Genomic DNA, 12812 nt, shown 5'->3' with positions numbered 1-12812 from the left:
CGGGGGTCCGGGGGCGCAAAGCCTCCGGTTTTTTTCTTATGAGCACTATCGACGGCCTGCCGCCTCTTCGCGACGTCATCACGCGCCACGAGCTGCGCGCGAAAAAGCAGCTGGGGCAGAACTTCCTGCTCGACCTCAACCTGACCTCCAAAATCGCCCGCTCCGCAGGCGACCTGTCGGGCGCGGATGTGATCGAGGTCGGCCCAGGCCCGGGCGGATTGACGCGCGGGCTTCTGGCCGAAGGCGCGCGCCGCGTTCTCGCGATTGAAAAAGACCCCCGCGCCTTGCCCGCTCTGGCCGAAATCGCCGTCGCCTACCCCGGCCGCCTCGAGGTGATCGAGGGCGATGCGCTGGCGATCGATCCGCTGGCCCATGTCACGCCGCCGATCAAGATCGTGGCCAACCTGCCCTATAATATCGGCACCGAACTGCTGGTCGGCTGGCTCACTCCGCCGGAATGGCCGCCTTTCTGGCAGTCGCTGACGCTGATGTTCCAAAAGGAAGTCGCCGAGCGGATCGTTGCCAAGCCCGGCAGCAAGGCCTATGGCCGGCTCGCGCTCTTGGCGCAATGGCGCGCCGATGCGCGGATCGTGATGATCCTGCCGCCCGAGGCCTTCGTGCCCGCGCCGAAAATCCACTCCGCCGTCGTTCACCTGACCGCCCTGCCCGAGCCGCGTTTTCCGGCCGATGCCAAGATCCTCAATCAGGTCGTCGCAGCCGGTTTCAACCAGCGCCGCAAAATGCTGCGGGCGTCCTTGCGCGGCGTTCATCCGCAGATCGAGGCTTTGCTGGAAGAGGTGGGGATCGCACCAACCGCGCGTGCCGAAGAAATCGGGCTCGAGCAGTTCTGTGCCTTGGCCCGCGCGGTCGCCGCAGCGCCGCGCTAGGCCGGATTTTTCGCTTATTCCGCTTTGCTCTCGCCGACAGGTTCGGCGGGGGCTTCGCTTGCGCCTTCGGCCTTCTTACGGCTGCGGGGTGCGGATGCGCGCGGGGTTGCGGGCGTCGTGCGCGGTGCACGGCGGCGCGGGGCCGGACGCTCTTCGCCGGCTGCGGCTTTCTGCGCCTCGGGCGTTTCGACCGGATTGGCACCTTCGTCGTCAGAAGATGCAATCGCGAGCGGAAGTCCCGGCTGCTCGGCCGTCTCAACCGGACGGGCCTGTTCCTGACGGACCTGCGCTTCCTGAACCGGTTGCGCGGCAGGTTGGGCGGTCGGCTCGATGCTCAGCGGCTGGCGATCAAGATTCGCCTCGGGAACGCTGACCAGCTCTGCGGCATCGCCTTCGACGCGGCGCTCGCGGCGGTTGTCGCGGTTGCCGTTCGAGCGGTTGCCATGCTCGCGCTGACGGTTGCCGTCCTCGCGCTGGAAGTCACGCTGCGGGCGCTCGCTACCGGAATGCCCCTCGTCGGGCTGGGCGGCAGAGCCATGGGCGTCGCGGTTGTTGCCGCCATTGCCATTGCCGTTGCCGTTTCCGTTGCGCTCGTGCCCGTCGTCGCGACCGCCCTCCTCGTCACGTTGCGACGAGAAATGCTGCTGACGTTCGGCCTGTTCGCGCTGCGCCTCGCCCAAAAGGCGGGTGTAGTGCTCGGCATGCTGAAGGAAGCTCTGCTCGGCGACGCGGTCGTTGGACAACTGCGCGTCACGGGCCAAGGCCAGATACTTCTCGATAATTTGTTGCGGCGTTCCCCGGACTTTGCCTTCAGGACCTGAAGAGTCAAAGACACGGTTAACGACATTCCCCAACGTACGTTGGCGGTTCGACTTGTTTCGCGAACGGGATTTCGATGATCTCATCAATTTTTGTCAGGTTGTCCGGCATAGTCGCCGGCTGAGGTTAGGGCCTGCTTGAACGACCGGATCCCGTCAAAGGGAGGACGCTCGAAAGCTTAAAACAGTAAAGCTGGTAGGCTGACCCGTGCGTGGGCTAATCGCCCCCGTCACGAGTCCGAATAAGCATGTCGGAATAGTTGTGACAAGCATAAAGTTGCAATGATCGGCGCGTTTTGCCGAAAATTGGTGAAATATTCGTCAGCTATGCGCCAAAACGACGCGGTCTTTTCCGGAGAGATCGCGGCGGATTTCGACCGCCCCGAAGCCGTTGTCCACGAAAAGCGCTGTGACGGCAGGACCCTGCTCATGGCCGATCTCGACCGCAACGCGCCCGCCCGGACGCAGGAATTGCGCGGCTTGGGCCGCAATCCGGCGGTAAGCATCGAGACCGTCGCCATGATCGGTGAGGGCCGACCAGGGCTCCCATTCGCGGACTTCGGGGGAAAGCGCGGGCATCTCGTCCAGCGCGATATAGGGCGGATTCGAGACGATCAGATCGAAATCGCCCGAGACCGCCGTAAACCAGTCGGAGACCGCGAATTCCGCGACGACCCCGATACGGCGCGCGTTTTCCTGCGCCACGGCCAAAGCTGCAGGCGACAGATCAACGCCCAGCCCGCTCGCCAGGACGCGCTCCGCCAGCAGCGAAATCAGGATCGCGCCGGTGCCGGTGCCCAGATCAAGGACGCGCGCGAAGGGCTGCTCCAGCCCGACCTCGACCAGAAGCTCGGTCTCGGGCCGCGGGTCCAAAGTGTCGCGGGTGACGACAAAATCATGGCTCCAGAAAGCGCGGCGCCCGATGATCTGGCTGACGGGCTGGCGCGCGACCCGCGCGGCAACCGCATCCAAGAAACGTGCAGCAGAAGCCGTATCGAGCGGCAGGGCCAGCAGATCGCCCAGACGGTGACGCGGCTGGTCGAGCACATGAAGCAGCAGGATCTGCGCGTCACGCTCGGCACCGGCGACACCCGCGGCTTCGAGGCGCGAAACCGCCTCGCGCAGGATCTCGCTTGCTGTGGCCCCGATATCTCCGTCCCGGCTCTGCCCGATCATCGGATTACCCGGCATCCGCAAGCCGCGCGGCTTGATCGAAGGCCACCAAAGCATCGACGATATCGGTCAGATCGCCCTGCATCACCTTGTCGAGAGAATAGAGCGTCAGGTTGATGCGGTGGTCCGTCATGCGCCCTTGCGGGAAGTTGTAGGTGCGGATCCGCTCGCTACGGTCGCCAGAGCCGACCTGCAATTTGCGGTCGGCGGCGCGTTGGGAATCGGCGCGCTGTCGCTCCAAATCGTACAGCCGCGCGCGCAGCACGGCCATGGCGTTGGCGCGGTTCTGGTGCTGGGACTTCTCGGAAGAGGTCACGATAATTCCGGTGGGAATATGGGTGATGCGCACTGCGGAATCGGTGGTGTTGACGTGCTGTCCGCCCGCACCCGAAGCCCGCATCGTATCGATGCGGATATCGGTTGCGGGGATCTCGATATCGACCTCTTCGGCCTCGGGAAGAACGGCGACGGTCGCAGCCGAAGTATGGATGCGCCCGCCCGATTCCGTCTCGGGGACGCGCTGGACGCGGTGGACGCCGGATTCGTATTTCAGACGCGCAAAGACGCCTTCGCCCTCGATCCGCGCCATGGCTTCCTTGACGCCGCCGAGCTCGGATTCGCTGAGTTCGAGCAGCTGGAAGCTCCAGCCCTGCGATTCCGCAAAACGGCGGTACATGCTCAGAAGATCGCCCGCGAAAAGCGCAGCCTCGTCGCCGCCGGTTCCGGGGCGGATCTCGAGAATGGCGGGGCGGCCGTCGGCGGCATCCTTGGGCAAAAGCGCGATGCGCAAAGCCTGTTCGAGCGCGGGCATTTCGGTCTTGAGCCGCGCCAGCTCCTCTTCGGCCAAAGCCCTCATTTCGGGATCGGCGAGCATGGCCTGCGCCTCGGCCAAAGCCGCGACATGGTCGCGCCACAGCGCGATCTGTTCGACGACGGGGCGCAGCTCGGAATATTCGCGGCTGATGGCCGCGATCTTGTCCGCAGGCGGGCCGGCATTCAGCTGCGCCTCGAGATAGTCGAAACGCTGGGTGATCTGGTCGAGTTTGTCTTGAGGCAACATCGCTGTGATTTAACGTCCCGTTTTCGCTCGGGCAAGCATTCCTTTGGCAAAGCGCGGCTCTTGCGTCCCTGCGGCCCCGTCCATGAAAAAGGCGCCCCGAAGAGCGCCCTTTCCGAAGCCTTCCGCACGGTCCGCAAAGCCGGACCGGCGAGGCCGCGCTTACTGCTGCGAGGCTTCGACCGAGATTTTGACCTCGACCTCGTCGCCAACCGCCGGAGCATAGAGGCCCAGACCGAAGTCCGAACGTTTGATCTCGGTTTCTGCTTCGAAGCCGACGGTCGGCTTGTTCAGCATCGGATGCATGCCGGCCTTCTTCAGATCGACGTCGAGGGTGACCTCTTTGGTGACGCCGTTCAGGGTCAGATCGCCCAGAACTTCGGCTTCGTCATCGTCTTTCACGGTGACCTGCTTGGATTTGAAGGTCACGACCTCGGTGCCGTCTTCGTTGTCGAAGAGGTCCTTGCCGCGGGCATGGCCGTCGAGGGTGGCCGCAACGGTGAGCAGCGAGCTCAGCGGGAAGCTGGCTTCGACGCTCGATTTCGAGGGATCTTCGGGATCGAGCGTGATCTGGCCGGTGATGCCGCGAACCAGGCCGAAGCTGTTCGAGAAGCCCATATGCTCGTATTCGAAAGCGGCCGCCGAGTGGTCGGGATCGAAGACATAGGTGCCCGCGACCGGCTTTTCGCCATCGGCGAATGCGGGTGCTGCGACCAGGGCGGCTGCGCTCATCATCAGTGCGATCAGTGTCGGCTTCATCAATTCTTCTCCTAATGTCATTCGGATTACCGTCAGGGCTCTGCCGGATCCGATACGCGCCAACGACGGGACTTCCTCCCGTCAGGCTGGTAACGTACTGCGCATAACGCAATCTTCCTGTGACGGTTCCTAACAACTGCGCGAGGAGCGTAAAGCGCAATCGGCGCCTCGCGGGGCGGAAGCGGCTTCCGGTTTTGTCGAACAGAAACGCCTTGCTTTCGGACCATCCCCCGCTATAAGGCACCATTCTTCCGCATTTGCGAAACCGGCGCAGCCTCTCGTGGTGGGACGCGGAAGGATTACCCGCCTATGAAGCCCGCCCGAAACGAAAAGGGTCTGACATGCCGCTTTATGAGCATGTGCTGATCGCCCGCCAGGACCTGTCCAACACGCAGGCCGAAGGGCTGATCGAACATTTCTCCACCGTGCTTGCCGACAACGGCGGCAAAGTGGTCGAGAGCGAATACTGGGGCGTCCGCGCTCTGGCTTACAAAATCAACAAGAACCGCAAAGGCCACTACGCCTTCCTGCGTTCGGACGCGCCTTCGGCAGCCGTGCAGGAAATGGAGCGTCTGGCCCGTCTGCATGACGACGTCATGCGCGTTCTGACCATCAAAGTCGACGAACATCAGGCTGGCCCGTCCATCCAGATGCAGAAACGCGACGAGCGTGACCGCGGCGATCGTGGTGATCGTGGCGACCGCCGTGGCGGCGACCGCGGTGAGCGCAACGACCGTGGTGACCGTGGCGATCGTGGCGAGCGCCGCGAACGCGACGACCGCAACTGAGTCGGGAAAGGACACAAGACATGGCGAACAAACCGTTCTTCCGCCGCCGCAAAGTCTGCCCGTTCTCGGGCGAGAACGCTCCGGCGATCGATTACAAAGATACGCGCCTTCTTCAGCGCTACATCTCCGAGCGCGGCAAAATCGTGCCGTCGCGCATCACCGCCGTTTCGGCAAAGAAGCAGCGTGAGCTGGCCCGTGCGATCAAGCGCGCCCGCTTCCTCGCCCTGCTCCCCTATGCTGTGAAGTAAGGAGAGACCTCAATGCAAGTCATCCTGCTCGAGCGCGTTGCGAAACTTGGCCTGCTGGGCGAAGTCGTGAAGGTCAAAGAGGGCTATGCCCGCAACTACCTTCTGCCCCAAGGCAAAGCGCTGCGCGCCTCGGAAGCCAACATCAAAGCTTTCGAAGCCAAAAAAGCCGAACTCGCTGTCCAGAACGACGCAACCCGTGCAGACGCACAGGCTGTTGCCGAGAAACTCGACGGCCAGCAGTTCGTCGTCATCCGTTCGGCATCGGACGCCGGCGCGCTTTACGGTTCGGTCACCCCGCGTGACGCCGTTGACGCAGCCAACGCATCCGGCTTCTCGATCGAGCGCCGTCAGGTTGTCCTGACCGCACCGATCAAGGAACTGGGTCTGCACACCGTCCGCGTGCACCTGCACCCAGAAGTCGATGCGACGATCCTGCTCAACGTTGCGCGTTCGGTCGAAGAAGCCGAACTGCAGGCAACCGGCAAATCGATCCGCGAACTCGCAGCCGAGGCAGATGCCGAAGCCGATTTCGAAATCGCGGAACTGTTTGACGACATCGGCGCAGCCGGCCGCGACGACGACGGCGAAGACGCCTGATTCGAAGCAGCTTTTGCTGACCGAAATCAAGAATACCGAAACGCGCCGCTTTGCCGGCGCGTTTCTTTTTGGCCTTTCATCAAGCCTCTAGGGCTGGCTTACTGTCCACGCGCCGGAACATTCCCTTGCGAGCAGGGTTGAGTGGGCGACGCTTGCGCAGCGAAAGGAATGGTCATGACCAATCACAAAGACATTGATCCCGCCTCGCAGAATGGGGATTTCACCGATGATGCCCGCCATGAGGCACAGCGCGACGCGCACCGCGATGCGCCTCCGCGGCATGCCTCCGAAAGCGCGGCCCCGACTTCGCCCCATGAATCGCGCCGCATTCCGCCAAGCGGCGATGTCTCTCCCGACGGCAAGCGGATCTGGCCGCGTCCGTCGCTGAGTGCCAAGATATTGGTCTGGGGCGGGACCGGCATTGCCGCCGCCGCTTTGACCGCAGGCACGATTCTCGCCGCGCGCCGCATCGCCGAGGCTGTCCGCCACGACGGGGACGAGGCCCCTGCCCCGCGCCGCCGACCCCAAGCCCGCCCCCCGGTCCGTGAACAGGCAACCTCGGCTGCCGCCCATCTCGCACCGCGCTTTGCCGAGCTTGGCGCCGAAGCACGGGACCAGATGCGCGCCCGCAACCGCCAGCGCGAGCTTGAAGACGCGCTCGAAGCCGCGCATCAACGCGCGGAGGCCGCCGAGGAAGCCCTGCGCCGCGCACGCAAAAGCGCCGGTCGCCGCATTCGCCCGAAGGCGCGAAACCTCATGCACGAAGTCGAGGACAATACCCGCAAGATCGGCCAATCCGCCGAATCAACGATCAATTCGCTCGGCGCGGCGCTGACCGGCTTTCGCGCCGTCGCGGGTCAGGCGGGCAGCATCATCAGCGACTTCGAAGGCGCAGCCAAGCTGATCCGCAGCCTCTTTGCCCAGGGCAAGGAAGCCGCCGGAGAGGCTGCCGGACGCGCGCGCGAGGCCGCCCAGAACGTGGCCGAAGGGGCAAAGGAAAAGGCACAGGACCTTGCCGGAAGCGCCTCGGAACGCGCCAAGGATGCCGCCGAGGAAATCGACCGCCGCATCCACCGTCTTTGAGCCACGCCTTCACGCGCGAGGGCGATCCGTCCCCGCCGCCGGCCGTGTGCCCCAAGCTTCTGGTCCCGTAGCCGTGCCGCAAACGAAAAAGCCGCCCCGAGGGGCGGCTTTTCCTTAATTCGCTATGGCGGAGATCAGATCTCGTCCAGAGCTTCGACGGCTTTCTCGAGCTCTTCTTTCGAGACTTCCTTGTCGGAAACCTTCGCACCTTCGACGATGTGGTCGATGACCTTGTCTTCGAAGATCGGTGCGCGCAGCTGCTGCTGTGCTTGCGGGTTCGACTGGATGAACTCGAAGAACTGGCGTTCCTGGCCCGGGAACTGGCGAGCCTGACGCAGAACCGCCTGGGTCATTTCCTGATCCGAAACGGTCACTTCGGCTTTCTGGCCGATTTCCGCGAGCACGAGGCCAAGGCGGACGCGACGCTCGGCGAGCTTCTTGTGCTCGTCGGTCGGCTCGATCTCGCCGTGGTTGTGGCCGTGATCCTCGGGGTGCTCTTCGTGGTAGAGCTGGTGCGCGATCTGGCCGGCTTCGATTTCGACCAGAGCTTCCGGCAGCTCGAAGCTGTAGAGCGCGTCGAGTTTGTCGAGCAGCGCACGCTTCAGGATCTGACGCGATGCACCTTTGTACTCGGCTTCCAGACGCTCGCCGATTTGCGTTTTCAGCGCAGCAAGATCTTCGGCGCCGAATTTCTTGGCCAGCTCGTCGTCGATCTCGGCTTTCTTCGGTGCTTTGACCGCTTTCACGGTGGTCTCGAAGATCGCGTCTTTGCCGGCGAGGTGAGCCGCACCGTATTCAGCCGGGAAGGTCACTTTGACTTCGACCGATTCGCCGACTTTCGCGCCGACCAGCTGGTCTTCAAAGCCCGGAATGAACGAGCCCGAACCCAGAACCAGCGGATAGTCTTCCGCGGTGCCGCCTTCGAAGGCTTCGCCGTCAACCATGCCTTTGAAGTCGATCACGATCTGGTCGCCGTTCTGGGCTTTCGAGCCCTTCTTGCGGTCGTCGAAATTCTTGGCGTTGTCGGCAAGGTTTTCCAGCGCTTCGGTGACAGCCGCTTCTTCGGCTTTCACGACGAGACGCTCGATCTCGATGCCCGACAGATCGGTTTCCGGGATCGCGGGCAGAGCTTCGTAGGAAACGTTGACGACGACGTCATCGCCCTCTTTCCAGTTCTCGCCGTTTTCCATTTCGATCTTGGGCTGGACTGCCGGACGGTCGCCCGACTTTTCCAGATGCTCGCGCAGCGCGCCGTCAACGGCGTCCTGCATGGCATCGCCCAACACGCGCGGGCCGAACTGCTTTTTCAGCATCGCCATCGGGACTTTGCCCTTGCGGAAGCCCTTCATTTCGACTTCGGGCTGAGCTTCTTTCAGCTTCTCATCAACCTTGGCTGCAAGCTCTGCCGCCGGCAGGGTGAACGTATAGCCGCGCTTGAGCCCTTCGTTCTGGGTTTCCTTGACCTGCATCTGTTTTCCTTCATCCAACCATGATGGGGGTGGAGGGACCAAGCCCCCACGCCTTTCGGCGCCAGAACCTTTATGCGAAGGCTCCACGCTGTCAGCGCGTTAGCTAGGGGATTTCGAGGGCTATGGCAAGAACCAACGGGGCGCGTCCAAGCGGCAAATTGCTGGCAATTCCGCCTCTTTTTGTGCCGGATCGCCGCATGCGCCGCGCCCCGCGACAAGGCGGGCGCCGCCCACTTGCGGGCAAATCCCTGTTTTGGGGGCCCGCAGACCGGAAACACTGCCGGACAGAGCACATCTGCGCGCGCAGTTCACATCTTCTCGTATCGGGGCATTTCTTAGGTACGGTGGAGGGGCCTGCCCCCCACGCTTCAACAATTGAGACCAGTCCCATGACATGAGCTCCCGTCGCGGGGAGCTTGTGAACGGATGTTGAGTACCTGCCGTCGTTCACCCGTGGCAACCCTCGCAACTTCCCGGCTGCACCTGTCGCCGAGAATCCGCTACGCCGGATAAATGCGACCGAGGGCACTCCCGTCAATCATTCTGGCGGGCGCGATCGAAAACGGTGATTCAAAAGAATCCGCGCATCAAAAAGCCAAACGGCACAGTCCGAGATTGGCGTTGACCTCACCTGACCTTCGGGACATGCATCGCACAACCGCAACGTGTGAAGGCATCGAGGAGCATCATGGTAGATCAGAGCGTCGTTGATCGCATTTTCATTCCGGGACTCGATCGGGGGCTTTGGCTGGCCGGCCAGCAAAGCATCCAACCCACGCGCTGCGAAGCTGCAAAAGTCGATGCCCTCTCGTTATGCTCGAATACACTGCAAAGATTGACCGCTCACGACATTTTGGCCACGAAACAGAAATGGGATAAATCGGTTGTCTTCCCGACCATTCTCGTCGTTGCAGAGAGTGTTTCGGTTTCAAAATCAACGCTCAGGATCGGGAAAAAGGTCGTCCTGAACTCGACCAGCGGAGCGAGATTCCGCAATAAAATTCGACAAAGATACAAAGCAACAGAAGCCGCAATCACGGCAAAACTTGATGCGGCAGCGGCTCAAAACATATTCGACGTACCTGTTTATTCTGGCGATTACAAAGATCTCGACCTCGTAATCGAGACCAAAAACTTCTTTAACTTTTATCACTTTGTCAAAGAATCCTTCCCGCTTCTGACGCTCTACCGCAAACATCAACTGCGCGGGAAAATCATTTTCGCGGGTGGCGGCGAAGTATCGGGCTTTATCCGGCGGCTGATATCCACATGGTTTCCGGATCTTTCGGACGTAATTGAAGTTGATGCCTCATCCGGAACGCGCAAATTCGACTTTGCCCTTTTCGGCCTGAACACGTCGCATCTGTATTTCCAGACGCGAAACGCATCCATGCAGGACATCGACGATGTCGGTGTTGCGGTTCCGCGAAGCGCGAGCATGGCGAATTTTGTCTCCCTGACGAACAACAGCATCGAACAACCGCTGCTGGATTTTCGTGATCAGACCGCCGCCAAGGTCGCGTCCGGTGAAAAGCCTACCCGCAGACTCTATGTCACGCGCAAAGCCGAACGGGTCCGCAATGTGGTCGGCGAGGAGCTTTTGTTGGCACGGTTGGTGCGGCAAGGCTTCGAAGTCGTCAGTTTCGAGGATTACGACCAGTTCGGCCAAGCTCAATTGATGTCACAGACCGAGGCGATGGTGACCCTGCACGGGGCGGGCCTCACAAACATGATCTTCATGCCGCGCGGATCGCATGTCATCGAGCTCTCCAATCTCCAGACCCTCGAGAAACGGTTCGGAGATTTTACGCCGTTGGCCACTGCGGCAGGCATTCACTATTGCCACGCTTTTCTCGATCACGACTTTGACCCCAGCGACGAGGTTCCGGTCATCCGAAAGCACGGCCTCCGCGGTGTCCGTATCGATGATTTTCAGGCCGACGTCCTCAGCTCCTGGATTGCCGAAATGCTGGATCAGAGTAACGGCAAAGGCTTCGACAGCATCGACATGAACCTCGCCGAGCTGAGCACCAATCAGCTTTCGCAATTCATTGCCAATAACCGATATATTTATAGCAATATTCCGGAATTCCACCTGCTGGATTTTGACAACAGCAATGTAACCGGAGACGACAAATCTGCAATGACCGCCCTGCAAAGGGCGCTCCTGCTGGATCCAAAGAATATCCATATCCAGAAGAAAATGCTTTCCTTTGCAGCGAAGCTGAAAGACGTCACCGCATTCAAACACGCATCAATTCATGCGAGAAAGTACGGCGGCAGCGAAATTCGGGCATTCTACAGCAAAAAGGGATGGACCTTCCAAGGCTTCTCCGCCGCGCCGGCCGCCAAATCTCCCGCAAGCTCCGCGAGGAAGACCTCCGTACCCGCGTGAATGAACTGGCGCGCCCAATGCCCCATAGCGGCGGGCGCACCCTTTATGATGACGAAGGCGTTTTCACCGCCGAAGCGTGGCAATGCGCAATCAACCAACTGGCCGCGCTCGATCATGATCTATCCGGTCTGGTGGCAGACAATCCTCTTTGGTGATCTTCAAGATGAAGCTTGAAAAGGCCCTCCGAGCAATGATCGCGAATTGGAGTTCATCGATCTCGCAAGCAGACGGATCATCTACAGGTTGCAGATCGCGGCGCGGCCGGAGGTTGCATCGGGGCGGCAACGCAAAGGGGCCTGCGTACAGCGCGCTTGGGCGACGTGGTCGCTGGCTACCGAGCCTGTCAGGGTTCTGTCCGCTCGTCGCCGCCACTCCGCCGACCACGAGAGCGATAGCCCCCCGTCGCGAAGATAGCCAAAATCGAGAGCCACGACGTTGAGCTGTGTCCCAATGGCAAGCTTTTGGCGTTCGAGCCGCCCCGTTACGAAATCGTGCAGAAGAACACGCGAGCGGTTTTCAAATTGGGAACTGGCAGCAGACAGCGCCTTTGCCTCTGCATCGCCATGCAATGCTCGGAGTTGGATGGCCATCCACGGCTGACGCTCCACCGCTGTCGGACGCAAACGTCCGCAGGTATCGTACATAGGCCAAGCAGAAGCAGGCATCAAAGCGCTCACAGCTGTGCAGGGGCACAAGGAGAGCGGCGCGCGAACTTGTGAAGGAAACAGCGAAATGTCGGGGTAACGGTCTTTAAGACCACTAAGAAAACAGCCCGCAGTTTAGCCGTCTTCCCTGATAAATCATATGTTTGGTACGGGTGGAGGGACTTGAACCCCCACGCCTCACGGCGCCAGAACCTAAAGCTTGCGAATGTCTTTCACATACAGCGCGTTAACGATTCGATTTCGCAGGACATAGTTAGAACCAAAGGTGAAACCGCGAAACGCAGTTTTCGTCCCGTCTGGCTTTGGCGAGCATTGTTGGGGCCGGTTTGTTATGGATAACCGTCAACACGTCTCGATCGATCAGGCAGCGCCGGAGCTGCACCGCTTGAAGATCGACGCGCAGCCGATGAGCGATCTACTGAGCGGCAACAAGACCTTCGAGATCAGGAACGATGATCGCGGATTTTCCGTGGGTAATCACGTTCACCTCGTCTGCGCCGACGGCCGCGAGACTGATCGCACAATCAGCCATATCCCGCGCGGCTACGGCCTGTCCGATGGGCTGTGCGTGCTATCGTATCGCGCGATCTCGCCGCCCCCTCTGCGCCTGCCGAGGTCGAGGGGCTGGCAAAAGCTGCAAACGCCGTCCTGCGCAACAAACTGGACGAGATAGAGGCTAAACGGGGGCTGGAGTGCCGCAACTGCGTCATCCCAGTCAAATACGGCAAGTTGATGTGGACGATCGACCGATGAACGGCCAAATTTCGCCACTCTCTACAAATTCAGCCATCCAGAGACCAACCAGTGGGACATTTCTCGATCTGTAATGTACCCGTCAACCACGGCTTAGCCCAACATGGGAACCTTGCCGTT

13 protein-coding genes are annotated in these 12812 nt (G+C 61.1%); 7 read left to right on the top strand and 6 right to left on the bottom strand.

The genetic code is table 11. From position 1 onward, the window contains the following. Positions 1-38: 38 nt before the first annotated feature. Positions 39-887, top strand: a complete 849-nt coding sequence (gene rsmA / locus ACFFUC_RS13805) for a 16S rRNA (adenine(1518)-N(6)/adenine(1519)-N(6))-dimethyltransferase RsmA (protein ID WP_377687152.1) — start codon at positions 39-41, stop codon at positions 885-887. A gap of 14 nt (positions 888-901) precedes the next feature. Here rsmA and ACFFUC_RS13800 read toward each other — a convergent pair whose 3' ends face one another. The 4 genes from ACFFUC_RS13800 to ACFFUC_RS13785 all read right to left on the bottom strand — a co-directional run bounded on the left by ACFFUC_RS13800 (position 902) and on the right by ACFFUC_RS13785 (position 4694). Next, on the bottom strand, positions 902-1792 hold the full coding sequence (locus tag ACFFUC_RS13800) for a DUF4167 domain-containing protein (protein ID WP_377687150.1): 891 nt from the start codon (positions 1790-1792) through the stop codon (positions 902-904). A 234-nt stretch (positions 1793-2026) separates the two neighbouring features. Further along, positions 2027-2881: a peptide chain release factor N(5)-glutamine methyltransferase gene (gene prmC, locus ACFFUC_RS13795; RefSeq protein ID WP_377687147.1), complete on the bottom strand. Its 855-nt coding sequence runs from the start codon at positions 2879-2881 to the stop codon at positions 2027-2029. A 4-nt stretch (positions 2882-2885) separates the two neighbouring features. Further along, positions 2886-3938, bottom strand: a complete 1053-nt coding sequence (prfA, locus tag ACFFUC_RS13790) for a peptide chain release factor 1 (protein ID WP_377687145.1) — start codon at positions 3936-3938, stop codon at positions 2886-2888. Between the two features lie 159 nt (positions 3939-4097). After that, entirely contained in the window at positions 4098-4694 is a 597-nt protein-coding gene (locus ACFFUC_RS13785; protein ID WP_377687143.1) for a YceI family protein, read from the bottom strand. A 341-nt stretch (positions 4695-5035) separates the two neighbouring features. On the opposite strand from ACFFUC_RS13785, the gene rpsF reads away from it, so the two are divergent. From rpsF to ACFFUC_RS13765, 4 genes are all read left to right on the top strand, one after another. Then, a complete protein-coding gene (rpsF, locus tag ACFFUC_RS13780) occupies positions 5036-5482 on the top strand; it encodes a 30S ribosomal protein S6 (RefSeq protein ID WP_377687141.1) in 447 nt (148 codons plus the stop codon). A 20-nt stretch (positions 5483-5502) separates the two neighbouring features. Continuing rightward, positions 5503-5730, top strand: a complete 228-nt coding sequence (rpsR, locus tag ACFFUC_RS13775; protein WP_020949472.1) for a 30S ribosomal protein S18 — start codon at positions 5503-5505, stop codon at positions 5728-5730. Between the two features lie 12 nt (positions 5731-5742). Continuing rightward, a complete protein-coding gene (gene rplI / locus ACFFUC_RS13770; RefSeq protein ID WP_377687138.1) occupies positions 5743-6327 on the top strand; it encodes a 50S ribosomal protein L9 in 585 nt (194 codons plus the stop codon). Positions 6328-6501: 174 nt separating this feature from the next. Then, positions 6502-7410 carry a hypothetical protein gene (locus tag ACFFUC_RS13765; RefSeq protein ID WP_377687136.1) on the top strand — a complete coding sequence of 303 codons (909 nt, stop codon included), beginning with the start codon at positions 6502-6504 and terminating at the stop codon, positions 7408-7410. A 134-nt stretch (positions 7411-7544) separates the two neighbouring features. Here the strand turns inward: ACFFUC_RS13765 and tig are convergent, their stop codons facing one another. Next, positions 7545-8879 carry a trigger factor gene (tig, locus tag ACFFUC_RS13760; RefSeq protein ID WP_377687134.1) on the bottom strand — a complete coding sequence of 445 codons (1335 nt, stop codon included), beginning with the start codon at positions 8877-8879 and terminating at the stop codon, positions 7545-7547. Between the two features lie 688 nt (positions 8880-9567). On the opposite strand from tig, the gene ACFFUC_RS13755 reads away from it, so the two are divergent. Beyond that, positions 9568-11274 (top strand): glycosyltransferase family 61 protein, encoded by a 1707-nt coding sequence (locus ACFFUC_RS13755; protein ID WP_377687132.1) that lies wholly within the window; start codon positions 9568-9570, stop codon positions 11272-11274. 236 nt (positions 11275-11510) lie between these two features. On the opposite strand, the gene ACFFUC_RS13750 is transcribed toward ACFFUC_RS13755, so the two are convergent. Then, complete coding sequence (locus tag ACFFUC_RS13750; protein ID WP_377687131.1) at positions 11511-11864, bottom strand: hypothetical protein; 354 nt, start codon at positions 11862-11864, stop codon at positions 11511-11513. Positions 11865-12270: 406 nt separating this feature from the next. Between ACFFUC_RS13750 and ACFFUC_RS13745 the strand changes: the two genes are divergently transcribed. Continuing rightward, positions 12271-12612, top strand: coding sequence for a DUF3850 domain-containing protein (locus ACFFUC_RS13745; RefSeq protein WP_377687129.1), 342 nt, complete (start codon positions 12271-12273; stop codon positions 12610-12612). Positions 12613-12812: the final 200 nt, after the last annotated feature.

It is taken from the genome of Paracoccus cavernae (genome assembly GCF_042430175.1).
Classification (GTDB): domain Bacteria; phylum Pseudomonadota; class Alphaproteobacteria; order Rhodobacterales; family Rhodobacteraceae; genus Paracoccus; species Paracoccus cavernae.
This window is presented reverse-complemented; position numbering and strand designations above follow the sequence as displayed.

What these genes read in the sequence shown, in the direction of transcription:
- rsmA (WP_377687152.1), top strand. Translation starts at nt 39, where the DNA reads ATGAGCACTATCGACGGCCTGCCGCCTCTTCGCGACGTCATCACGCGC.
- ACFFUC_RS13800 (WP_377687150.1), bottom strand. Translation starts at nt 1,792, where the DNA reads ATGAGATCATCGAAATCCCGTTCGCGAAACAAGTCGAACCGCCAACGT.
- prmC (WP_377687147.1), bottom strand. Translation starts at nt 2,881, where the DNA reads ATGATCGGGCAGAGCCGGGACGGAGATATCGGGGCCACAGCAAGCGAG.
- prfA (WP_377687145.1), bottom strand. Translation starts at nt 3,938, where the DNA reads ATGTTGCCTCAAGACAAACTCGACCAGATCACCCAGCGTTTCGACTAT.
- ACFFUC_RS13785 (WP_377687143.1), bottom strand. Translation starts at nt 4,694, where the DNA reads ATGAAGCCGACACTGATCGCACTGATGATGAGCGCAGCCGCCCTGGTC.
- rpsF (WP_377687141.1), top strand. Translation starts at nt 5,036, where the DNA reads ATGCCGCTTTATGAGCATGTGCTGATCGCCCGCCAGGACCTGTCCAAC.
- rpsR (WP_020949472.1), top strand. Translation starts at nt 5,503, where the DNA reads ATGGCGAACAAACCGTTCTTCCGCCGCCGCAAAGTCTGCCCGTTCTCG.
- rplI (WP_377687138.1), top strand. Translation starts at nt 5,743, where the DNA reads ATGCAAGTCATCCTGCTCGAGCGCGTTGCGAAACTTGGCCTGCTGGGC.
- ACFFUC_RS13765 (WP_377687136.1), top strand. Translation starts at nt 6,502, where the DNA reads ATGACCAATCACAAAGACATTGATCCCGCCTCGCAGAATGGGGATTTC.
- tig (WP_377687134.1), bottom strand. Translation starts at nt 8,879, where the DNA reads ATGCAGGTCAAGGAAACCCAGAACGAAGGGCTCAAGCGCGGCTATACG.
- ACFFUC_RS13755 (WP_377687132.1), top strand. Translation starts at nt 9,568, where the DNA reads ATGGTAGATCAGAGCGTCGTTGATCGCATTTTCATTCCGGGACTCGAT.
- ACFFUC_RS13750 (WP_377687131.1), bottom strand. Translation starts at nt 11,864, where the DNA reads ATGGCCATCCAACTCCGAGCATTGCATGGCGATGCAGAGGCAAAGGCG.
- ACFFUC_RS13745 (WP_377687129.1), top strand. Translation starts at nt 12,271, where the DNA reads ATGGATAACCGTCAACACGTCTCGATCGATCAGGCAGCGCCGGAGCTG.